The sequence below is a fragment of the Mesorhizobium sp. WSM4813 genome (assembly GCF_055811555.1).
The window spans coordinates 1-21179 of the sequence record NZ_JBVVQU010000013.1 but is presented as its reverse complement, the minus strand read 5'-3'; the positions used below and the strand labels follow the sequence as shown (position 1 = coordinate 21179).

Annotated in this window: 18 protein-coding genes; 15 read left to right on the top strand and 3 right to left on the bottom strand. The window is 63.4% G+C overall.

The window, feature by feature from the left end:
* Window positions 1–15 precede the first annotated feature (15 nt).
* From grxC to AC0L25_RS09625, 5 genes are all read left to right on the top strand, one after another.
* Window positions 16–285, top strand: a complete 270-nt coding sequence (grxC, locus tag AC0L25_RS09645; RefSeq protein WP_292520437.1) for a glutaredoxin 3 — start codon at window positions 16–18, stop codon at window positions 283–285.
* 10 nt (window positions 286–295) lie between these two features.
* Window positions 296–1177 (top strand): carbon-nitrogen hydrolase family protein, encoded by an 882-nt coding sequence (locus AC0L25_RS09640; RefSeq protein WP_473595279.1) that lies wholly within the window; start codon window positions 296–298, stop codon window positions 1175–1177.
* Window positions 1174–1599, top strand: a complete 426-nt coding sequence (locus AC0L25_RS09635) for a DUF1178 family protein (RefSeq protein WP_473595278.1) — start codon at window positions 1174–1176, stop codon at window positions 1597–1599. Before AC0L25_RS09640 ends, AC0L25_RS09635 begins: the two co-directional genes overlap by 4 nt.
* 149 nt (window positions 1600–1748) lie before the next feature.
* Window positions 1749–1976 carry a BrnT family toxin gene (locus AC0L25_RS09630; protein WP_473595277.1) on the top strand — a complete coding sequence of 76 codons (228 nt, stop codon included), beginning with the start codon at window positions 1749–1751 and terminating at the stop codon, window positions 1974–1976.
* 15 nt (window positions 1977–1991) lie between these two features.
* Window positions 1992–2270, top strand: a complete 279-nt coding sequence (locus tag AC0L25_RS09625) for a helix-turn-helix domain-containing protein (RefSeq protein ID WP_027153345.1) — start codon at window positions 1992–1994, stop codon at window positions 2268–2270.
* A gap of 23 nt (window positions 2271–2293) precedes the next feature.
* Here AC0L25_RS09625 and AC0L25_RS09620 read toward each other — a convergent pair whose 3' ends face one another.
* Window positions 2294–2779, bottom strand: coding sequence for a MarR family winged helix-turn-helix transcriptional regulator (locus AC0L25_RS09620; RefSeq protein WP_473595276.1), 486 nt, complete (start codon window positions 2777–2779; stop codon window positions 2294–2296).
* A gap of 98 nt (window positions 2780–2877) precedes the next feature.
* On the opposite strand from AC0L25_RS09620, the gene AC0L25_RS09615 reads away from it, so the two are divergent.
* A complete protein-coding gene (locus AC0L25_RS09615) occupies window positions 2878–3807 on the top strand; it encodes a DMT family transporter (protein WP_473595275.1) in 930 nt (309 codons plus the stop codon).
* A gap of 152 nt (window positions 3808–3959) precedes the next feature.
* Here the strand turns inward: AC0L25_RS09615 and ubiG are convergent, their stop codons facing one another.
* On the bottom strand, window positions 3960–4709 hold the full coding sequence (ubiG, locus tag AC0L25_RS09610) for a bifunctional 2-polyprenyl-6-hydroxyphenol methylase/3-demethylubiquinol 3-O-methyltransferase UbiG (RefSeq protein WP_123149161.1): 750 nt from the start codon (window positions 4707–4709) through the stop codon (window positions 3960–3962).
* A 344-nt stretch (window positions 4710–5053) separates the two neighbouring features.
* On the opposite strand from ubiG, the gene AC0L25_RS09605 reads away from it, so the two are divergent.
* The 9 genes from AC0L25_RS09605 to AC0L25_RS09565 all read left to right on the top strand — a co-directional run bounded on the left by AC0L25_RS09605 (window position 5054) and on the right by AC0L25_RS09565 (window position 18607).
* The gene (locus AC0L25_RS09605; RefSeq protein ID WP_029348549.1) at window positions 5054–6307 is read left to right on the top strand and encodes an aspartate kinase; all 1254 of its coding nucleotides are present in this window, start codon (window positions 5054–5056) and stop codon (window positions 6305–6307) included.
* Window positions 6308–6487: 180 nt separating this feature from the next.
* Window positions 6488–8758, top strand: coding sequence for a phosphoenolpyruvate--protein phosphotransferase (gene ptsP / locus AC0L25_RS09600; RefSeq protein WP_473595274.1), 2271 nt, complete (start codon window positions 6488–6490; stop codon window positions 8756–8758).
* A gap of 9 nt (window positions 8759–8767) precedes the next feature.
* Entirely contained in the window at window positions 8768–9847 is a 1080-nt protein-coding gene (gene prfA / locus AC0L25_RS09595) for a peptide chain release factor 1 (RefSeq protein WP_473595273.1), read from the top strand.
* Window positions 9840–10718, top strand: coding sequence for a peptide chain release factor N(5)-glutamine methyltransferase (prmC, locus tag AC0L25_RS09590; RefSeq protein ID WP_473595272.1), 879 nt, complete (start codon window positions 9840–9842; stop codon window positions 10716–10718). The genes prfA and prmC overlap by 8 nt, the downstream gene beginning before the upstream one ends.
* A 304-nt stretch (window positions 10719–11022) precedes the next feature.
* Entirely contained in the window at window positions 11023–11952 is a 930-nt protein-coding gene (locus AC0L25_RS09585; RefSeq protein ID WP_473595271.1) for a DUF4167 domain-containing protein, read from the top strand.
* A gap of 223 nt (window positions 11953–12175) precedes the next feature.
* Complete coding sequence (gene clpB / locus AC0L25_RS09580; RefSeq protein ID WP_473595270.1) at window positions 12176–14782, top strand: ATP-dependent chaperone ClpB; 2607 nt, start codon at window positions 12176–12178, stop codon at window positions 14780–14782.
* A gap of 44 nt (window positions 14783–14826) precedes the next feature.
* On the top strand, window positions 14827–15192 hold the full coding sequence (locus tag AC0L25_RS09575) for an MmcQ/YjbR family DNA-binding protein (protein ID WP_473595269.1): 366 nt from the start codon (window positions 14827–14829) through the stop codon (window positions 15190–15192).
* A gap of 250 nt (window positions 15193–15442) precedes the next feature.
* Window positions 15443–16930, top strand: a complete 1488-nt coding sequence (locus AC0L25_RS09570; protein ID WP_473595268.1) for a L,D-transpeptidase family protein — start codon at window positions 15443–15445, stop codon at window positions 16928–16930.
* A 117-nt stretch (window positions 16931–17047) separates the two neighbouring features.
* Window positions 17048–18607, top strand: a complete 1560-nt coding sequence (locus AC0L25_RS09565) for an MFS transporter (RefSeq protein ID WP_473595267.1) — start codon at window positions 17048–17050, stop codon at window positions 18605–18607.
* A 26-nt stretch (window positions 18608–18633) separates the two neighbouring features.
* On the opposite strand, the gene AC0L25_RS09560 is transcribed toward AC0L25_RS09565, so the two are convergent.
* On the bottom strand, window positions 18634–20595 hold the full coding sequence (locus tag AC0L25_RS09560; RefSeq protein ID WP_473595266.1) for a M23 family metallopeptidase: 1962 nt from the start codon (window positions 20593–20595) through the stop codon (window positions 18634–18636).
* Window positions 20596–21179 lie beyond the last annotated feature (584 nt).

Sequence of the window (21179 nt, the reverse complement as noted above, 5' to 3'; positions counted from 1 at the left end):
CAGGATTGCTGACCGATGGTCGACGTGACGATCTATACACGGATGATGTGCGGCTACTGCACGGCGGCCAAGCGGCTGCTCGAGCGCAAGGGCGTCGCCTACACCGAGCACGACGCCTCCTTCTCGCCGGAACTGCGCCGGGAAATGATTTCCCGTGCGAATGGCCGCTCGACCTTTCCGCAGATATTCATCGGCGGCACGCATGTCGGCGGCTGTGACGATCTCCATGAACTGGAGGCGGAGGGCCGGCTGGACCGTCTGCTCGCCAATGGCTCGACGAATTGAGGACATGACTATGGGTGCTTTTAAGGCGGCGGCGATCCAGATGCGTTCGGGCACCAGCCCCGAGCGCAACGCGGTCGATCTGGAACGGCTGGTGCGCGAGGCCGCGGGTCAGGGCGCGACCTATATCCAGTCACCGGAAATGACCGGTGCGCTGATCCGCGACAGCCAGGCGCGGGCCGCCTCGTTCACGTCCGAGGACAAGGACATCATCGTCTCGACCTCGCGCAAGTTGGCGAAAGAACTTGGCGTCTTCCTGCATATCGGCTCGACCGCCATCCTGCGCGCCGACGGCAAGCTCGCCAACCGCGCGCTTCTGTTCGGGCCGGATGGCGCCACGATTGCCACCTACGACAAGATCCACATGTTCGACGTCGATCTCGACAATGGCGAGAGCTGGCGCGAATCCGCCGCCTATGAGCCGGGCACCGAGGCCGTCGTTACGGAGATCAGCGGCGCCGGGATCGATGGTGCGAGGCTGGGTTTCGCCGTCTGCTACGATCTGCGCTTTCCGCAGCTCTTCCGCGCCGAGGCGCTGGCCGGCGCCGACCTGCTTTCGGTGCCCGCCGCCTTCACCCGCCAGACCGGCGAGGCGCACTGGCATGTGCTGCTCAGGGCACGCGCCATCGAGAACGGTGCCTATGTCGTCGCCGCGGCGCAAGGCGGACTGCACGAGGACGGCCGCGAGACCTATGGCCATTCGCTGATCGTCGATCCGTGGGGCCGCATCGTCGCCGAAGCGGCGCATGACGAGCCGGCGGTGATCATCGCCGAGATCGACCCGGCGCAGTCGGCCGCCGCGCGCAAGAAGATCCCAAACCTGAAGAATGCGCGGGATTTTGCCGTCAACGTCAGTTCGGGCGAGGCGCAAAGTCTCAGGGGTGCAGCATCTTGATCCGGTTTTCCCTGATCTGCGAGCACGAGCACGAATTCGAAGGCTGGTTTCGCGGCAACGACGATTTCGACACCCAGAAGAAGCGTGGCTTCGTCGATTGCCCGACCTGCGGCTCGCACAAGGTCGAGAAGGCGTTGATGGCGCCGGCCGTCTCCACCGGGCGCAGCCGAGAAAAGATCGCGCTCGCCATGGGCGAGGCCCAGAAGCAGGCGCTGGCGCAATTGAAGGCGATGGCCGAGAAGGTGCGCGAGAACGCCGACTATGTCGGCGACAAGTTTGCCGAGGAGGCGCGCAAGATCCATTTCGGCGAGAGCGATCCGCGCGGCATTTATGGCGAGGCGACGCTGGAGGAGGCCAAGAGCCTAGTCGAGGACGGCGTCGAATTCACGCCGGTGCCGGTATTTCCTGAGGATCGTAACTGACGGACTGGTGTGACGGTTGGTACCGGGCGGAATTCCGCTTCGCAAAATCTGCATAGCTGCCGTTCTGTCGTAAAATCCTAAAACCGATTTCAGCCCACGAGCGGATAAAGGGTTGCGTCCAATACGGGAATCCCGTATAGTCGAGCCTCATGACGGAAGACAGGTTCGACCCCGCCAAGGATGCGGTCAACCGCGAAAAGCACAAGCTTCCGCTGGCCTTTGGCGACCGGATTTTTGCGGACGACAACCACCTGATTATCCCCTCGATCCGCGAGATTGACGGCGAGGAACGGTTCAAGGTGGTCGGTTTCGTCGGGAGAAGCTGTTCACCGGCGTTTTCGTCTGGCGGGGCGACGTGCCTCGCTTCATCTCGGTAAGAAGGAGCAACAGGGGTGAAGAAAGAGCACATCACGCTGCCTGCTGACCCGACCGACGCCGAAGATTTCGACGTGACGGCCGAAGCACTGGACCGGGGCCAGCGCGCCCGCCTGATCCGCAGGACGAGGACTGGGCTTGGCCTGTCGCAAGCCGAGTTCGCCAGCCGCTTTCGGGTCCCGGTCGGCACGCTGCGCGATTGGGAACAGGCGCGGGCGACCGCGCCGGATTTCGCCATCGCCTATGTGCGGGTGATTGGCCAGCATCCGGACATGGTGGCAAAGGCGGTCGCATAGCTGGCGTTGCCTGCCGGCCGCCACTAGCTGGCGCTCCCTATCAACTTCTCAAGCAGGAGAGCAAGTGTATCTTGCTCCTGGCGTGTTAGGCCCGAAAGTATCTCGTGTTCGTTGGCGACGTGGGCGGCGACCGCCTCATCGACCAATGCCAGACCTTTTCCGGTCAGCTGCACGACAATTCCGCGCCGGTCGTTGGGATGCGGCCTACGCATAATCAACCCGGATTTCTCAAGTCGGTCGAGCCGGTTGGTCATGGCGCCCGATGTCACCATCGTCGCTTCGTAGAGAGCGGTTGGCGTCAGCGCGTAAGGTGATCCGGAACGACGCAGCGTCGCCAGCACATCGAATTCCCCGGTCTGCAGTCCGAAACGCGCAAACAGCGGAGCGAGGCGTTCTCGTGCTATCAGCGACGAGGCTTCGCTCAACCGTCCAAGCACGGCCATCGGCGAAACGTCCAAATCCGGCCGTTCTCTTTTCCACTGCTCGATCGCCTTCGCCGCGCGATCCATCTATCTCACCGTTAAATATCTTGACGTTAAGAATCTCTGCATTATCTTAGCTCAAGACACGGTGCTGGCCAAGAGCCGCAAAGACATAAAGGTTCGTTATGAAATTTCTCTGGGATTCAGCGCTCGGTCTTTTGGTCGTCACCGGCGGCCTGCTCGGCCTGACGCTGCCGTTCGGCAAGATCGCCACGGCGGCCGGCATTTCGGCCATGGTCTGGGCCCTCGTCATCTCGCTCGGCGCCGGCAGCGTGCTTTTGTGCGTCCTGCTGCTGCGCGGGCAGCGCATCCGGCTCACCCTGCACAAGCTGCGCTACTTCTTCGTCACCGCGGCAGTGTCCTATGCCTTCCCCAATCTCTTGATGTTCTCGGCCATTCCGCATCTCGGCGCCGGCTACACCGGTATCATGTTCACGCTGTCGCCGGTGGTCACACTGGTGTTTTCGATCCTGCTCGGCGTCCGGCGCCCCAACCTGCTTGGTGTCGTCGGCATTGCCGTCGGCTTCCTTGGTGCTGTGATGGTGGCGGTGACGCGCGGCGAGGCCGGCCAGCCGGCCGAATTTTTCTGGGTGGCGGTGGGGCTGCTCATCCCGGTCAGCCTTGCCGCCGGCAACATCTACCGCACGGTCGACTGGCCCCAAGGGACCGGACCGATCGAGCTTGCCGTCGGCAGCCATCTGGCATCGGCTACGCTGCTTCTTTGCGGCATCTTCACGCTGCAGGGCGGCGGTTCGCTCTCCTTGCTCGGCGGCGTGCCGCTGGTGGTCGTCGGGCAGGTCGCGTCAGCCGCGGCGATGTTCGCCTTCTTCTTCCGGCTGCAGGCGGTCGGTGGCCCGGTCTATCTCAGCCAGATCGGCTATGTCGCGGCTGCGGTCGGGTTGTTTGCCGGCACTATGTTTCTCGGCGAGCACTATCGATTGCTGACCTGGGCGGGTGCAGCCATCATCATCGCCGGTGTGTTCATCACCACCAAAGCACAAAGCCAGATCACCACAAAGGCGCAAAGCCAGGCCGGCGAGAAGGTGGCGGCGTGAGAGACTGTTTGGAAACTCTACTCCGGCGGCCATCTGCTGGCGTTTTCTGCGCTTCCGATACTCACGGACCCAAATGTCCGCTCCGCTTCGGTTCTCGAAACCACCACCATATGACTCGCCGGAGCGACTTTCCAGACAGCCTCTGAGAAGCTTCAGGCGGGTGCCTTCTCCGCCAGCACCATGTAGTTGACGTCCATGTCCTTCGACCGCTGCCAGCGGTCGGCGAGCGGATTGTAGGCGACGCCGGTGCGGTCGATGATGGTCAGGCCAGCACCGGCAAGCGCCTTTTCCAGCTCGTCTGGCCGCACCAGCTTGCCGAACTGGTGGGTGCCGCGCGGCAACCAGCGCAGCACATATTCGGCGCCGATGATGGCCAGGCCCAGCGCCTTCAGCGTGCGGTTGATGGTGGCAACGAACATGATGCCGCCGGGCTTGAGCATCTCGCCGCATTTGGCCACGAACAGGTCGATGTCGGCAACATGCTCGACCACTTCCATGTTGAGGATGACGTCGAACTTCTCGCCGGCGTCAGCCAGATCCTCCGCCGTCGTGGCACGGTAATCCACCGTCACGCCGACCTCCGCCGCATGCAGCTTGGCCACTTCGATGTTGGTGGCGGATGCGTCGGCGCCGAGCACTTCGGCGCCAAGCCGCGCCATCGGCTCGCACAACAGTCCGCCGCCGCAGCCGATGTCGAGGAAGCGCAGGCCCTCGAACGGCCGCGCCGCACGCGGGTCGCGGCCGAAGCGCGCCGCCACCTGGTCGCGTATATAGGCAAGCCGGATCGGATTGAACTTGTGCAGCGGGCGGAATTTGCCGTTCGGATTCCACCATTCGGCGGCAAGGGCGGAAAAGCGCTCCACTTCTCCGGCATCGATCGTCGATCGTCGGGGTTCTGGCATCGTGTGGTCTCCCGCAGACTCAAAAGTTCAGAGCGCGATCGAGCGCAAAACCGGATACCACTTTTGCTGATCGCGCTCTGGTGCGCTAGGAAGTCGGTCGAGAGCCAGCGAATGTCAAGGCAGCAAATTTCGCCTGTTGCCGTTACGCCTATGCGACAGGCATGCGGGCACGCGCTGCTGCGCTCGTGTGTCGCCTTCGTCGCCAGCTGCAACCGGCGGCACGCCTTGCGAAACCCAAAGCATTTGGCTAAGGAGGCCGCGAATTCAGCGACCGGCCCAGCTGGACGCTCCCTTTCCGTTTTTCGGCAGCCGCTCCGGCACCCAGTCAAAGGCATTTCGCTTCCATGGCGCGCATCGTGATGAAATTCGGCGGAACCTCCGTCGCCGACATCGCCCGCATCCGCAATGTGGCGCGCCATGTCAAACGCGAGGTCGATGCCGGCCATGAGGTCGCGGTGGTCGTCTCGGCGATGGCCGGCAAGACCAACGAGCTCGTGCAGTGGACGCGCGAAGCCTCGCCCATGCATGATGCACGCGAATATGACGTCGTCGTCGCCTCCGGCGAGCAGGTGACTGCCGGCCTGCTGGCGATCGCGCTGCAGAATATGGGCGTCCATGCCCGTTCCTGGCAAGGCTGGCAGATCCCCATCAAGACCGACAATGCGCATGGCGCGGCGCGCATTCTCGACATCGACGGCGCATTCCTGATCAAGCGCTTCGGCGAGGGCCAAGTGGCCGTGGTCGCCGGCTTCCAAGGCATCGGGCCGGACAACCGCATCGCGACGCTCGGCCGCGGCGGCTCCGACACCAGTGCTGTCGCCATCGCGGCGGCGGTCAAGGCCGACCGCTGCGACATCTACACCGATGTCGACGGGGTCTACACCACCGACCCGCGCATCGAGCCGAAAGCGCGGCGGCTGGCCAAGATTTCCTTCGAGGAAATGCTTGAAATGGCCTCGCTCGGCGCCAAGGTCCTGCAGGTACGCTCGGTCGAGCTTGCCATGGTGCACAGGGTGCGTACTTTCGTGCGGTCGTCCTTCGACGATCCCGATGCGCCCGGAATGGGGGATTTGCTCAATCCGCCCGGAACGCTTATTTGCGACGAGGAAGAGATCGTGGAACAGCAGGTCGTCACCGGAATTGCCTACGCCAAGGACGAAGCGCAGATTTCATTGCGCCGTGTCGGCGACCGGCCGGGCGTCGCCGCCGGCATTTTCGGGCCGTTGGCCGAAGCCAACATCAATGTCGACATGATCGTCCAGAACATTTCCGAGGACGGCAAGTTCACCGACATGACCTTTACCGTGCCGTCCGGCGATGTCGACAAGGCGCTTGCCGTGCTCGAGCGGCTGAAGACCACGATCGGCTATGACGTCGTGCAGTCGGAAGCCGGCATGTCGAAGGTCTCGGTCATCGGCATCGGCATGAGGAGCCATGCCGGCGTCGCCGCCACCGCCTTCAAGGCGCTGGCCGACAAGGCGATCAACATCCGCGCGATCACGACCTCCGAGATCAAGATTTCGATCCTGATCGACGGTCCCTACACCGAACTTGCGGTTCGCACTTTGCATTCCGTCTACGGTCTGGATAAGCAGTAGCAGACTGCATGGCCCCGAGAATCGGAGCCGATTTCGGAAAGCACGATGCAGCAGATCGAAAGTCTCAGAGCGTCCTTTGGTGTCCAGGTGGACGCACGGCGCTCTAATTGAGTTGTTGCGTGAGCGCCGGCCGCGGGAGAAACTGCGGCGGGCAAAATGTCCATTGGAGAACAAGCCGCGATGCGTGATACGGCCAGTGGCCCGCGCGTTTTGCTGAAACGGCTCCGCGAGCTCATGCAGGAGCCGCTGGAGCCGCAGGAGCGGCTCGACCGTATCGTGCGTGATATCGCCGCCAACATGGTCGCCGAGGTGTGCTCGCTCTATGTGCTGCGCGCCGATTCGGTGCTCGAACTCTATGCCACCGAGGGTCTGAACCCGAACGCCGTCCATCTGGCGCAGCTCAGGCTGGGGGAAGGCCTCGTCGGCACGATCGCGGCCTCAGCACGACCGCTCAATCTCTCCAACGCGCAGGAACATCCAGCCTTCGCCTACCTGCCGGAGACGGGGGAAGAGATCTACAATTCCTTCCTCGGCGTGCCGGTGCTCAGGGCAGGGCGCACGCTCGGTGTGCTGGTCGTCCAGAACAAGACCATGCGCCACTACCGCGACGACGAGGTCGAGGCGCTGGAAACGACGGCGATGGTGATCGCCGAGATGATCGCCACCGGCGACCTTGCCCGGCTGACCCGGCCCGGGCTCGAACTCGACCTGCGCCGCCCGGTGAGTTTTACCGGCCTGTCCTTCAACGAGGGCGTCGGGCTTGGTCATGTTGTGCTGCACGAGCCGCGCATCGTCGTCACCAATCTGTTCAACGAGGACAGCGATGAGGAGATCAGGCGGCTCGATACATCCCTCGGTTCGCTCCGGCTCTCCATCGACGATATGCTGGAACGCCGCGAAGTCGCTTTCGAGGGCGAGCACCGCCAGGTGCTCGAAGCCTATCGCATGTTCGCCAACGACAGCGGCTGGGTGCGCCGGCTGGAAGAGGCGATCCGCAACGGCCTGACGGCGGAAGCGGCGGTGGAAAAAGTGCAGAGCGACATGCGTGCCCGCATGCTGCACATGACCGATCCGTATCTGCGCGAGCGGATGAGCGATTTCGACGATCTCGCCAACCGGTTGCTGCGCCAGCTGATGGGACGCGGGCCGGACGATGTCGCGGCCTCGCTGCCGAAGGACGCCATCATCGTCGCCCGCTCGATGGGGGCCGCCGAACTGCTCGACTATCCCAGAGACAAGCTGCGCGGGCTGGTGCTCGAGGACGGCGCGGCGACCAGCCATGTCGTTATCGTGGCGCGGGCCATGGGCATACCGGTCGCGGGCCAGATGAGGGGCGCCGTTTCCATGGCGGAAAACGGCGACGCCATCATTGTCGACGGCGAGGAAGGCGCGATCCATCTGCGCCCTCAGCCCGACCTCGAAGCCGCCTATGCCGAAAAGGTCCGCTTTCGGGCGCGGCGGCAGGAGGTCTACCGCGAACTGCGCAAGAAGCCGTCAGTGACCAAGGACGGCGTCCAGGTCGACCTTTTGATGAATGCGGGCCTGGCCGTCGATCTGCCTCAGCTTGCCGAGGCTGGCGCCGCCGGTATCGGCCTGTTCCGCACCGAGCTGCAATTCATGGTCGCCTCGACCTTTCCTCGCGCAGAAGCGCAGGAACGGCTCTACCGCGACGTGCTCGACGCGGCGCGCGGCAAGCCGGTGACCTTCCGCACCATTGATATCGGCGGCGACAAGGTGCTGCCCTACTTCAAGGATACGATCCAGGAAGAGAACCCGGCGCTCGGATGGCGCGCCATCCGCTTGACGCTCGACCGCCCGGGCCTGCTGCGCACCCAGATCCGCGCGCTTCTGAAGGCCTGCGGTGGGCGTGAACTGAAGCTGATGCTGCCTATGGTGACGGAGCTCGGCGAGATCGCACAGGCGCGCGAAATCATCGATCGCGAGGTGCGGCATCTGTCGCGTTTTGCCCATCATCTGCCGACCAGCCTGAAGCTCGGAGCCATGCTGGAAGTGCCGTCGCTGCTGTTCCAGCTCGACGAACTGATGAAGGCCGTCGATTTCGTCTCGGTCGGCTCGAACGATCTGTTCCAGTTCGTCATGGCGGTCGATCGTGGCAACACGCAGCTCTCCGACCGTTTCGATGCGCTGTCGACGCCGTTCCTGCGCGTTCTGAAGCAGATTGCCGACGCCGGGGTGCGCAATCAAACCCCGGTGACCTTGTGCGGCGAACTGGCCGGCAAGCCGATCTCGGCGATGGCGCTGATCGGCCTTGGCTACCGGTCGATCTCTATGTCGCCGGCTTCGATCGGTCCGGTCAAGGCGATGCTGACGGAACTGCCACTGGCCGAACTGGAGACGTTCTTTGACGACAACCTCATGGCGCCGGCCCAGGGGTTGCCGATGCGGGCGCTGCTGCAAGCCTTTGCCGACGACCGCTCCATTCCGTTATAGACTTTCGCCATGATCAACCTGCCCCGCGACCGTATGGATCAAGTCGTCAAGCGTTTCGACATGCTCGAAGCGCAGATGTCGGCCGGACCGGCGGCGGACGCCTATGTCAAGATGGCGTCGGAGTATGCCGACATCCAGGAGATGGTGGCAAAGATCAGGGCGCTGCGCACCGCTGAGGATGAACAGGCCGACTTGCAGGCGATGCTCGCCGACAAAAGCACCGATGCCGAAATGCGGGCATTGGCCGAGGCCGATCTGCCCGAGGTCAGGGGACGCATCGAAGCGCTGCAGAAGGACATCCAAATCCTGCTTCTGCCCAAGGATGCCGCCGACGACAAGAATGCGATCCTCGAAATCCGCGCCGGCACCGGCGGCGACGAGGCGGCTCTCTTCGCCGGCGACCTGTTTCGCATGTACGAACGCTACGCTGCGGCACGCGGCTGGCGTTTCGAAACGGTGTCGGCCAGCGAGGGCGAGGTCGGCGGCTACAAGGAAATCATCGCCACCATTTCGGGCAGGGGGGTCTTTGCCCATCTGAAATTCGAGTCCGGTGTGCATCGTGTGCAGCGCGTGCCGGCGACCGAGGCCGGCGGGCGTATCCATACCTCGGCGGCGACGGTTGCGGTGCTGCCCGAAGCGGAAGAGGTCGACATCGACATCAGGGCCGAAGACATCCGCATCGACACGATGCGCGCCTCGGGTTCGGGTGGCCAGCATGTCAATACCACCGATTCGGCGGTGCGCATCACCCATCTGCCGACCGGCATCATGGTGGTGCAGGCGGAGAAGTCGCAGCACCAGAACCGGGCGAAAGCCATGCAGATCCTGCGCGCCAGGCTTTACGACCTCGAGCGCAGCAAGGCTGACGAGGAACGCTCCGAATCGCGCAAATCGCAGGTCGGTTCGGGCGATCGCTCGGAGCGCATCCGCACCTATAATTTCCCGCAGGGCCGCGTCACCGACCATCGCATCAATTTGACGCTCTATAAGCTCGACCGGGTGATGATGGGCGAACTCGACGAGATCGTCGACGCGCTGGTCGCCGATCACCAGTCGAGGCTGCTTGCCGATATCGGTCTAGATGGCTGACAGTCTGCCCGGGACGCTCGGGCCGCTGCTGAAAGCGGCGAGGGCACGCCTTGCCGCGGCCGCAGTCGTCGATCCGGCGCTGGATGCAAGGCTGATCGTCGAACATCTTTCCGGCACGACCCGCACACAAGCCATCGCCGATCCCGAATGCACGGTCGATGCGCGCGCGGTTGGCGCGATCGATGCAGCCTTGAGGCGGCGGATCGCCGGTGAGCCGGTGCATCGCATCCTCGGCTATCGCGAGTTCTATGGCTTGCGCCTGTCGCTGTCACCGGAAACGCTGGAGCCGCGACCGGACACCGAAACGCTGGTCGAAGCGGTGCTGCCTTTCGTTAAGGCGACAGCGGAACGGCAAGGCGAGTGCCGCATCCTCGATCTCGGCACCGGCACCGGCGCCATCGCGCTGGCGCTGCTCAGCGCCGTTCCGGCGGCGGTCGCTACCGGTGTCGATATTTCGCAAGGCGCGCTGGTAACCGCCATGCGCAATGCCAGGGAATTGGGGTTTGCCGACCGGTTCCAGGTGCTCAAATCCGACTGGTTCGAAAAAGTTTTTGGTCGATACCATGTAATTGCCGCTAACCCTCCCTATATAGCATCCATAGACATTGAAAATCTGCAGGACGAAGTCCGCGATTTCGATCCACGCCAAGCCCTCGATGGCGGCGTGGACGGTCTGAGTCCCTACAGGATCATCGCCGCCGCGGCGGCAGGTTTTTTGGAAGCCGAGGGCAGGATTGCGGTCGAGATCGGCCACACCCAACGCAAAGAGGTCACGGACATATTCTCCGCAGCCGGCTATACGCCGGCGGGGGTATTCCGCGACTTTGGCGGAAACGACAGGGTTCTGATCTTTGAACTGACAAAGCCTTGATGCAGTGCAAAAAAAGCGCTTGGCAAGGCCGGGGAATGCGGCTAGGGTCGCCTTAACCGGATGAGACGAAGCAGGCAGTGCTCTTAGCGATTCGGTTTCCTTGGAAATAGCTGCCTTCTTGCGCAAACGACGCCCAAGCTTCGTGCGGGAATCGTCCGGCAAGTTGATGTAACCGGAACAGGATGACACGTGGCGCCAACGCAATCGATGCGGGCGAACGCCGGTGAAGAGACGAAACGGCTGGCTGCATGAGCGCCTCCGTTCGTGAAAAAGTTTTCGAAAATTTCAAAATGAAGAGAGTCGAATGAGGCCACAACAGCAGAACAGGCGCATGCGCGGTCGCAACAACAATGGCGGCGGCAATAACAACAACAACCGCAAAGGCCCAAATCCCCTGACGCGCAACTACGAGAGCAACGGTCCGGATGTGAAGATCCGCGGATCGGCTCAGCAGATCGCCGAAAAATACGCAACCCTTGCCCGTGACGCGCAAAGCTCCGGCGACCGGGTGATGGCGGAAAACTATCTCCAGCACGCCGAGCACTACAATCGCATCATCGCTGCCGCGCAGGCGCAGCTACCGATCCAGAGCGCTCAGCAGAATCGCGACGATTTCGACGATGACGGCGACGAAGATCGCGACGAGTTCGACAATGCCGGCAACAGCAATGTCGGTGAGACTGCGGCTCCGGTGGTCAACCATGGTGCCGGCCCGCAGCCGGTCATCGACAGCACGCCGGCCGAGTTGGCGCGCGATAATCGCGACAACGGTGGGCGCGATACTGGTGGGCGCGACAACAATGGTGGCCGCCATCGCGACCGTCGCCCTAATGGCGGCTACGGCCAGCGCGGCGAGTATGGTGCGCGCGGCGAGCAGGGCGGACAACGCGACGATCAGAACCGGCGCGGCGATCAGAGCCGGCGCAACGAGACTCCGGTACAGAACGAGACGCCCGTACAGGCGGAAACTGTGTCTCCGGTCGAGCCTGTTTCTGTGGCAGAACCTGCGCCGCAGTTCGGAAGCTTTTCGCCGGCGGCTCTCGCTGCCCAGGCCGAGATGAACGAAGCAGCCGCCGAAAGCGGCGCTGTCCGCCGCCCCAGGCGTCCGCGCCGTCCGCGCGTCAATGCTGAGCAGGTGGATGGCGGTAACGACAATGCTGGCGCCGATAAAGGGAATGCAGCGCCGGCGGAAGACGCTGGCGGCGAGCCCGCCATCATCGACGTCAACAACTGATCGAGCAAGGCCTCAGACATTCTTGAACGGCGGAGAGAAATCTCCGCCGTTTTTATTTTGTGCGCCCGCGGAATATTATCCGTCCACCATTATCGGCACGTCTTGAGGGTCCGTGGCTTGTGCCCCATATCTCGCGTGAACAGGACCCGGCTCGAACGAGCGGGTCCGTCACCGCAATCTGATCCGGTGCCGCAAAGCGGGCCGGTGACGGAAGGAGACAGATATGAACCTTGAAAAATATTCCGAGCGCGTGCGCGGCTTCATCCAGTCCGCGCAGACCTTGGCGCTCTCGCGTAACCACCAGCAGTTCACCCCCGAACATATATTGAAAGTGCTTGTCGACGACGATGAGGGCTTGGCCGCGTCGTTGATCGAGCGCGCCGGCGGCAGCGTCCGCGACGTCAAGCTTGGCGTCGAGACGGCACTTGAGGCAATGCCCAAAGTGGAAGGCGGCAACGGCCAGCTCTATCTGGCGCAGCCGCTGGCCAAGGTGTTTTCGACCGCCGAGGAACTGGCCAAGAAGGCCGGCGACAGCTTCGTCACGGTCGAGCGGCTGCTGACGGCGCTGGCGGTCGAGAAATCCGCCAAGACCGCCGATATCCTCACCAAGGCCGGCGTGACGCCACAGGCGCTGAACCAGGTGATCAACGACGTCCGCAAGGGTCGCACCGCCGATTCGGCGAGCGCCGAGCAGGGCTATGATGCGCTGAAGAAGTACGCGCGCGACCTCACCGCCGACGGCCGCGCCGGCAAGCTCGACCCGGTCATCGGCCGCGACGACGAGATCCGCCGCACCATCCAGGTGCTGTCGCGCCGCACCAAGAACAATCCGGTGCTGATCGGTGAACCCGGCGTCGGCAAGACGGCGATCGCCGAAGGGCTGGCGTTGCGCATCGTCAACGGCGACGTGCCGGAATCGCTCAAGGACAAGCAGTTGATGGCGCTCGATATGGGGTCGCTGATCGCCGGTGCCAAATATCGCGGCGAATTCGAGGAGCGGCTGAAGGCGGTCCTTTCGGAAGTTACCGCTGCCGCCGGCGGCATCATCCTGTTCATCGACGAGATGCACACGCTGGTCGGCGCCGGCAAGGCGGATGGCGCCATGGATGCGTCGAACCTTCTGAAGCCGGCACTGGCACGCGGCGAACTGCACTGCGTCGGCGCGACGACGCTCGATGAATATCGCAAGCATGTCGAGAAGGACGCCGCCCTTGCCCGCCGCTTCCAGCCGGTCTTCGTCAATGAGCCGACCGTCGAAGACACCGTCTCCATCCTGCGCGGCCTGAAGGAAAAATACGAGCAGCACCACAAGGTGCGCATCTCGGATTCGGCGCTGGTCGCGGCAGCGTCGCTGTCCAACCGCTATATCGCCGACCGGTTCCTGCCGGACAAGGCCATCGACCTTGTCGACGAGGCCGCGTCGCGGCTCCGGATGCAGGTCGATTCGAAGCCCGAAGCGCTCGACGAGATCGATCGCCGCATCATGCAGCTCAAGATCGAGCGAGAGGCGCTGAAGGTCGAGAAGGACGACGCGTCGAAGGACCGGCTCGCCCGCCTCGAAAAGGACCTTTCCGCTCTGGAAGAGGAATCGACCGAACTCACTTCGAAGTGGCAGGCCGAGAAGCAGAAGCTCGGGCTCGCCGCCGACCTGAAGAAACAGCTCGATGAGGCGCGCAACGAGCTCGCCATTGCCCAGCGCAAGGGTGAATTCCAGCGCGCCGGCGAGCTTGCCTATGGCAAGATCCCGGAGCTCGAAAAGAAGCTGACGCAGGCCGAGGCACAAGACGGCAAGGCCGGCATGGTCGAAGAGGTGGTCACCCCCGATCACGTCGCCCATATCGTGTCGCGCTGGACCGGCATTCCGGTCGACAAGATGCTGCAAGGCGAGCGTGACAAGCTGCTGCGCATGGAAGACGAGATCGGCAAGCGCGTCGTCGGCCAGGGCGAGGCGGTGCAGGCCGTGTCGAAAGCCGTTCGCCGTGCCCGCGCCGGCCTGCAGGATCCGAACCGGCCGATCGGCTCGTTCATGTTCCTCGGACCGACGGGCGTCGGCAAGACCGAACTGACCAAGGCGCTGGCCAGCTTCCTGTTCGACGACGAGAGCGCCATGGTGCGCATCGACATGTCGGAATTCATGGAGAAGCACTCGGTCGCCCGGCTTATCGGCGCGCCTCCCGGCTATGTCGGCTATGAGGAAGGCGGCGCGCTGACCGAAGCGGTGCGGCGCCGGCCCTACCAGGTCGTGCTGTTCGACGAGATCGAGAAGGCGCATCCGGACGTGTTCAACGTGCTGCTGCAGGTGCTCGACGACGGCCGTCTGACCGACGGGCAGGGCCGCACGGTCGATTTCCGCAACACGCTGATCATCATGACGTCGAACCTCGGTGCCGAATATCTGGTCAATCTCGGCGAGGACCAAGACGTCGATGTCGTGCGCGACGAGGTGATGAGCGTCGTCAGGGCGTCGTTCCGGCCGGAGTTCCTCAACCGCGTCGACGAGGTGATCCTGTTCCACCGGCTGCGCCGGCAGGATATGGGCCGCATCGTCGAAATCCAGCTCAAGCGGCTGGAAAACCTGCTCGTCGATCGCAAGATCACGCTTTCGCTGGACCAGGAAGCGATCGACTGGATGGCGGCCAAGGGCTACGATCCGGCTTATGGCGCGCGGCCGCTGAAGCGGGTGATGCAGAAGGACCTGCAGGATCCGCTGGCGGAGAAGATCCTGCTCGGCGACATCCTCGACAATTCGACCGTCAAGGTCACGGCAGGTTCCGACCGGTTGAACTTCCGCTCGAAGCCGACGGTCGTGGCGACCGAAGCGGCGGCCTGATTCGGGGCCGCCACATAAATTAAACACTAAACGGCGGGGCGTAGATGACGCTGGATGATTATAACAGCTTCTGCGCCTCGCTGCCGTCGACGAGGCATGTCATCCAGTGGGGCGGCGCCCATGTCTGGAAGGTAGGAGCCAAGGTCTTTGCGATCGGCGGTTGGAGCGAGGGCAAGGAGCCGTTCGTCACCTTCAAATGCTCCGACATCGCTTATGACATCTTGAAGGAACAGCCGGGCCTTCGGCCAGCGCCCTATCTTGCCTCACGCGGCATGAAATGGATCCAGCGCCAGACAAGCCAAAGCATGGACGATGACGCGCTGAAGGACTATCTGCGCGAAAGCCACCGCCTTGTCGTGCTCAAGCTGACGAAGCAGGCGCGCAAGGAATTGGGACTCGCCACCTGCTAATTATGTTGCCGCCACCGCCAGAAATCCGCCATCTTCATGCCCGGTTCATGTTGGAACCTTATGGTCGGCAACTGATTTGCTGGCGAAGGGGTTCGCCTGCCGCATAGGCCCGAAAATCGAATTCGATTTTCGGAAAGCATGATGCGGGAGATCTTGAGTGTTGGAGCGTCCTTGCGTCCGAACGGGCGCGCGGCGCTCTAAAAAGATAACGCCGGGCGGCGGCAATTACGGACCGGAGAATTTGGCCAACATGTTCCGCACGATCTTCACCCTTTCGGCGCTCGCCGCCGGGCTGCTTTCTTCGAGCGCGATCGCCGCGCCGACGGAAGACATCGCGCCGCGACCTGCCCGTGCGGCCGATGCCGGTGGTGTGCTGGTCGCCCAGAACGGCGATTTCGACGTCTACTACGACGCCAGAGGAAACCGCGTCATCGTCGATGTGGAAACCGGCCAGGTCCTCGCCATCCAGCCGCCGCAGACCAGGTTCGACCGCCGCGCGCTCCGCCGCGAGCGCTTGCGCAATCTCGGACCGGTCGAGGATGATCGGTATTATCTCGACGATCCGGAAGACGCGGCGCGCTTGCGCCGCAGGCAATTGGAGGAGGAAGGCCTGATCGTCATACCGCCGGTCGACGAAGTCATACCGCCGGTCGACGAATACGATCCCTACAGCGACAATTCGGTGGAAGCTTTTCCCGAAGCACCGCGCGATGACGGCAGCTATGGCAACGATTTTCCGGAAGCGCCTCAGCCGATAAAGCCGCGCACCGTCAAGCGCCAGCCGCTCGATGAGGCTTCGATCGAACCGGTCGAGCCGACGGCGCCAGGCGACCAGGCGGCACTGCCGCCAAAGATCGGCGGCAAGACCGTCACTGATCCGTCGCTTTCACTCGGTGCACGCCAGGATGTTGCTGCGTTGCAAGTGCTGCTCGACCGCGCCGGCGCTTCGCCCGGCGTCGTCGACGGGCGCTTCGGCTCGAATGTCGACAAGGCGCTCGCCGCCTACAATGAGATCACCGGCAGCAATCTGCGGTCGACCGATATGGTCGGCATCCAGGCAGCCCTTGAGCAATCCGGCGGCGATGCCTTCGCCTCCTACAGCATCACGCCCGAGGATGCGGCCGGTCCCTATGTCGCCTCGGTGCCGGAAGACTACGGCCAGAAGGCGCAGCTCGACCGGCTGAGCTACACCTCCGTCACCGAAGCGCTGGCCGAGCGGTTCCATATGGACGAGAACTATCTGAAGGCGCTCAATCCGGAAGCCAATTTCAACCGTCCCGGCACGATCATCAAGGTCGCCAATTTCGGCAGGCTGGTGGCGGAGCCGGTGGCGCGCATCATCGCCGACAAGGGCAAGAAGCAGGTCCGCGTCTATAACGCGTCGGGCAAGCTGATCGCGGCCTATCCGGCCACCATCGGCTCGGCGGACACCCCTTCGCCCACCGGCACGCATGCGGTGTCGCGGGTCGCGTTAGATCCGAACTACACCTACAATCCGAACATCAATTTCAAGCAGGGCGAAAACAACAAGATCCTGACCATCCCGCCGGGCCCGAACGGCCCCGTCGGCTCGGTCTGGATTGCGCTGGACAAGCCGACCTACGGCATTCACGGCACACCCGATCCCTCCAAGATTGGTAAGACCGAAAGCCATGGCTGCGTGCGGCTGACCAATTGGGACGCGCGCGAACTGGCAAAAATCGTGTCGCCGGGCGTCACGGTGGAATTCATCGAGTGAGCGCCATCGTGAAGGAGCCGTGGTCGGTGCCATAAAGGTCCCGATCCTGTTCTGGGTTCAACGACAGCAATCCTCTGGCCGGTTGTTGCCGTCAGCTCGGAGGTCTAAGCAGGCTGCATGAAGTCTCCAAGCGAAGCCGCTGCCATCTCCCTGACCGGCTCTCTTCGAGCCGATGCGTTTTGCCCGCAATCGCGGCGCAGGTTCGTGCTGATCGCGGCGATCCTGGCTTCTGCGCTTGGCTTCATCGACGGTTCGATCCTGGCCATCGCCACGCCGGCGATCCGCGTCGATCTTGGCGCCAGTTTCGCCGAGGCGCAGTGGATTTCAAATTCCTATGCGCTGACGCTGTCGGCTCTCATCCTTGTCGGCGGCGCCGCCGGCGACCGTTTTGGCCTGCGGCATGCTTTCGTGGCAGGCATCGCGCTGTTCATTGCCGCCTCGCTTGCCTGCGCGGTGGCGCCGAACCCGCCGGTGCTCATTGCGTTTCGCGCCATTCAGGGAATCGGCGCCGCCATCATGGTGCCGGGCAGCCTCGCCATTATCGCCAAGGCCTATCCGAAGAAGGAGCGCGGCAGGGCGATCGGCATCTGGGCGGCGGCCTCGGCGCTGACGACGGCGCTTGGCCCGGTGCTGGGCGGCGTTGTCTTGTCGGCCTTCGGCGACGCCATCTGGCGGGCGATCTTCGCGATCAATCTGCCGCTCGGACTTGTCTCGATCTACCTTCTGCTCGCCAAGGTCCCGGCCGACGCACCGACGGAAAAGCGCAGCCTCGATCTCGGTGGCGCTGCCCTCGCCACCTTGGCGTTCGGCGCGCTTGCCTACGGCTTGACTTCGATGAGCAGCGAAGGCGAGGGGCAAATGTCCGGCCCGAGCATCGCCGCCGGCGCGGTGCTGCTCATCGTGTTCATCGTCTTCGAGCGCCGGCAGCGCGAACCAATGATCGATCTCTCGCTGTTTCGGGTCGGCGCTTTCGCCGGCGCCAATGTGGCGACCTTCTTTCTCTATTTCGCACTGTCGGCCAACCTGTTCTATCTGCCGATGCTGCTGATCGCCGGATGGGGGCTGAGCGCGGCCGAGGTCGGCTTCATCTTCCTGCCGCTGTCGGTATTGATCGCGCTGTTGTCAGGGCCGGTCGGCCAGTGGTCCGACCGGATCGGTCCGCGTTTTCCGATCGCCAGCGGCAGTCTTGTCGTCGCTGCCGCCTTTGCCGGCCTTGCCTTGCTGGCCTATGCCGGCATCCACAGTTTCTGGTGGGGAGTGTTTCCGCTGATGGCGCTGATGGGGCTCGGCATGGCGCTGGTCGTGTCGCCGCTGTCGACGGCGGTGATGACGGCGGTCGAGGACAAGGATACGGGCGCTGCTTCGGGAATCAACAATGCCGTCTCGCGCATCGGCGGCCTGATCGCGGTGGCGGCGATGGGGTCATTGGCGGCCTGGGTCTATGCGGCAGCGCTGAACACCGGTGCCGCATCCGGCATTCCGGGTTTCGGCGAACCGGCGCCGGCGGGCCTGGCGCCGGATCTCGATACAGCAAGGCTTGCCGCCAGCGACGCAGGCTTCGCGGCCGTCGCCTTGGCGACCGCGCTGCTTTGCCTGCTCTCGGCGATCGTGGCGTGGATGACTGTTTCCGGTGAGCGACTGCCATGGCCGCGTGGATCTGAGACTCGGCAGAGCTGAGGTGCCCGGAAGGCTCCAAGATCAGCTCAGCCTTCGATCTTGGCGCTCGCGACCTTCAGCGAATCACTGTCTTCCTGTTTGAGCAGTTCATCGATGCGCCCGCGCTCCCGCTTGAAGGCGACGAGGTCGTCGCCTTTCAGCACCTTGCCGACCGGCAGGCGAACACGCATCGGATCGACTTTGGTGCCGTTGACGATCAGCTCGTAGTGGAGATGCGGACCGGTGGCGAGGCCGGTCTGGCCGAGAAAGCCAATGGTCTGGCCTTGGCGGATGCGGACGCCCGGCGCGATGCCTTTGGCAAAAGCGCTCTGGTGATTGTAGGAGGTCTCGTAGCCATTGGCGTGGCGGATAATGATCTGTTTGCCATAGCCGCCGGCCCAGCCGGCCTTCTCGACGACACCATTGCCGGCGGCGATGATCGGCGTGCCGATGGAGGCTGACCAATCGACGCCGGTGTGCATGCGCACATAGCCGAGGATCGGATGCCTGCGGGCACCGAAGCCGGAGCGAAATTTTCCCGCGGGCAGGGGATTGCGCAGCAGGAACTGCTGGGCGCTGCGGCCGTCCTCGTCAAAATAGTCGGTGCTGCCGTCCTGCATCTGGAACCGGTAGAAATTGCGCGTCGTGCCGCCGAAGCTCGCCGAGACATAGAGCAGCTCGGATTCGTCGGATGCCCGGTCGTCGCCGTCCGGCTGCGAGAACAGCACCTCGATGCGGTCCGACGGATTGAGCCGCGACTGGAAATCAACACCGGACGCCAGGAGCTTGATCAGCCGCTTGGTCATCGCCTTGGACATGCCGTAGGAGTAGGCGGCGCGATAGATGCCATCATAGACGTTCGGCAGATTGCCGCGCACCACCACCGGCGGCGAATCGTCGAACGCGGTCAGCAATTCGGGATTGGGCTCCGGCTCCTGCGCCGGCACATATTGGCCGTGATCATCGAGCGCGATGGTGACGATATGCTGAGCCCTGTCGTAGATGCCGGTGCGAACGACCTTGGCTGCGTCGCCATGGACCTCGAGGCCGACGCGCAGCACGGTTCCCGCCTTGAGTGCTGTCGCATTCAGCAATTTGGCGATCGCGTCGGCCATGCCGGTGGCGTCCTCGCCGGTATAGCCCGAATCGGCGAAGGCCTCGACGATGTTGCGGTCCCTGGTGAAGGGGATGATCTCCTCGGCGAAAGCCGGCGCCTGATCGTCGGGGGCAGCACGTGGCGACACCGAGACGTTTTCCGGGACGATCCTGACGTCGTAGGAGCCGGCCATGCTCTCAGCGAACGCATCGCCGAATCGCTGCGGGTCGACATAATGCAGCGACGCGACCTGCACGGCGCCGTCGCTCAGACCCGTGCCGGCCTGGCGCACCACCTTTTCCACCTCGTCGGCGGACAAGTCACTCTTTTCGTCGAAGGCCGCCGACTCGATCGGGAAATCGACCGTCTTCAGGCTCATCTCGCTTTCGACCTTGGCGCCATAGATCTGGCCGGCGGCGGCGGTCGCCGGCTGACCGACATTGCCGTCGCGGTCGTCACCAAACACCTGCATCGGGTTGAAAGGCGGATAGGCGCGGCTGGTCGCGTGCCCGGCGGCAAGCGCCATCTTGATCTGCACGAAAGGCATGGTGTGGATGACGTCGCGGTCGCCGACCTTGGTCACCATCGACACTTCCATGCGCCGTCGGTCCTTGGCCTTGGCGATCTGGCGCGGCGCTACCAGCCTGGTGGTCTTGGCGATCTCGCCGGAATCGTCGCCTCTTGCAAGGCTGATCAGTTCGGCGATTTCGGGCGGCGTTGCCAATTGCTGACGGCCGTCAAGGGCCGCGAACAGTGCCACGCCCATCAGCACGCTCGACGTCACGCCCGTCAGAAAAGTGCCCGACAGCCAGCGTGCCGAAACCTCGCGCCGGTCAGGCGGGCCACTGCGACCGTCCGCAATCAGCGGCGGCTCGTTGCCGAGTTCGGCTATGACATTTTCCGTATCTGGCATCCAGAAAGGCTGCTTCTTCCCCGGGCGGGACGGCTTGTCGCTTTTGTTGTGGCCATGACATTTGCCTGTCACGGCGGGCGAAGTCAACGAAGCGCCTGGCTTCGGGCGAGATCCCCAGTCATACTTCTCTCTTAGTGACTCTCTTACAGTCTTTTACAAGGGCGCCGTGCCGGTGGTGCATGCGCCTGCTCGTTGGCCTTGGTGTCAAACCGCAATACGGCGGCAATAGGGCTCCGTGGTGGTAGTCGGCTTTGTTATCCCCATGCCGCCGCGGAAGTCGGCTACCGAAAGTCGGCACCGCAATCTTTCGTCGCAAAAAATTCAAAAAAGACCGAAATCGTTGTTGACACTTTGGACGCCTGCCGACTATATACGCCTCACCAACGAGGGCGGCGCGCCGCTGGCGACGAAGAAGTTCGCTTCTAGATCTGCCCTCTGTGAAATTCAAGAGAGCCGCGTGAGCGACACTCGAACGGCCCCGAGCCACAAGCGTACGGGCCACGACCTCGCGTCTGCGATGTCTGTTCTTTGACAATTGAATATTGAAGAAAGAGAAACGTGGGCGGCAGAGTCCTGCTGAACCT

Excerpts from the sequence above, each read along its gene's own strand:
- AC0L25_RS09585 (WP_473595271.1), top strand. The coding sequence starts at position 11,023 with ATGAGGCCACAACAGCAGAACAGGCGCATGCGCGGTCGCAACAACAAT.
- ubiG (WP_123149161.1), bottom strand. The coding sequence starts at position 4,709 with ATGCCAGAACCCCGACGATCGACGATCGATGCCGGAGAAGTGGAGCGC.
- AC0L25_RS09605 (WP_029348549.1), top strand. The coding sequence starts at position 5,054 with ATGGCGCGCATCGTGATGAAATTCGGCGGAACCTCCGTCGCCGACATC.
- AC0L25_RS09640 (WP_473595279.1), top strand. The coding sequence starts at position 296 with ATGGGTGCTTTTAAGGCGGCGGCGATCCAGATGCGTTCGGGCACCAGC.
- ptsP (WP_473595274.1), top strand. The coding sequence starts at position 6,488 with ATGCGTGATACGGCCAGTGGCCCGCGCGTTTTGCTGAAACGGCTCCGC.
- AC0L25_RS09630 (WP_473595277.1), top strand. The coding sequence starts at position 1,749 with ATGACGGAAGACAGGTTCGACCCCGCCAAGGATGCGGTCAACCGCGAA.
- grxC (WP_292520437.1), top strand. The coding sequence starts at position 16 with ATGGTCGACGTGACGATCTATACACGGATGATGTGCGGCTACTGCACG.
- AC0L25_RS09620 (WP_473595276.1), bottom strand. The coding sequence starts at position 2,779 with ATGGATCGCGCGGCGAAGGCGATCGAGCAGTGGAAAAGAGAACGGCCG.
- prfA (WP_473595273.1), top strand. The coding sequence starts at position 8,768 with ATGATCAACCTGCCCCGCGACCGTATGGATCAAGTCGTCAAGCGTTTC.
- clpB (WP_473595270.1), top strand. The coding sequence starts at position 12,176 with ATGAACCTTGAAAAATATTCCGAGCGCGTGCGCGGCTTCATCCAGTCC.
- AC0L25_RS09570 (WP_473595268.1), top strand. The coding sequence starts at position 15,443 with ATGTTCCGCACGATCTTCACCCTTTCGGCGCTCGCCGCCGGGCTGCTT.
- AC0L25_RS09565 (WP_473595267.1), top strand. The coding sequence starts at position 17,048 with ATGAAGTCTCCAAGCGAAGCCGCTGCCATCTCCCTGACCGGCTCTCTT.
- AC0L25_RS09615 (WP_473595275.1), top strand. The coding sequence starts at position 2,878 with ATGAAATTTCTCTGGGATTCAGCGCTCGGTCTTTTGGTCGTCACCGGC.
- prmC (WP_473595272.1), top strand. The coding sequence starts at position 9,840 with ATGGCTGACAGTCTGCCCGGGACGCTCGGGCCGCTGCTGAAAGCGGCG.
- AC0L25_RS09560 (WP_473595266.1), bottom strand. The coding sequence starts at position 20,595 with ATGCCAGATACGGAAAATGTCATAGCCGAACTCGGCAACGAGCCGCCG.
- AC0L25_RS09575 (WP_473595269.1), top strand. The coding sequence starts at position 14,827 with ATGACGCTGGATGATTATAACAGCTTCTGCGCCTCGCTGCCGTCGACG.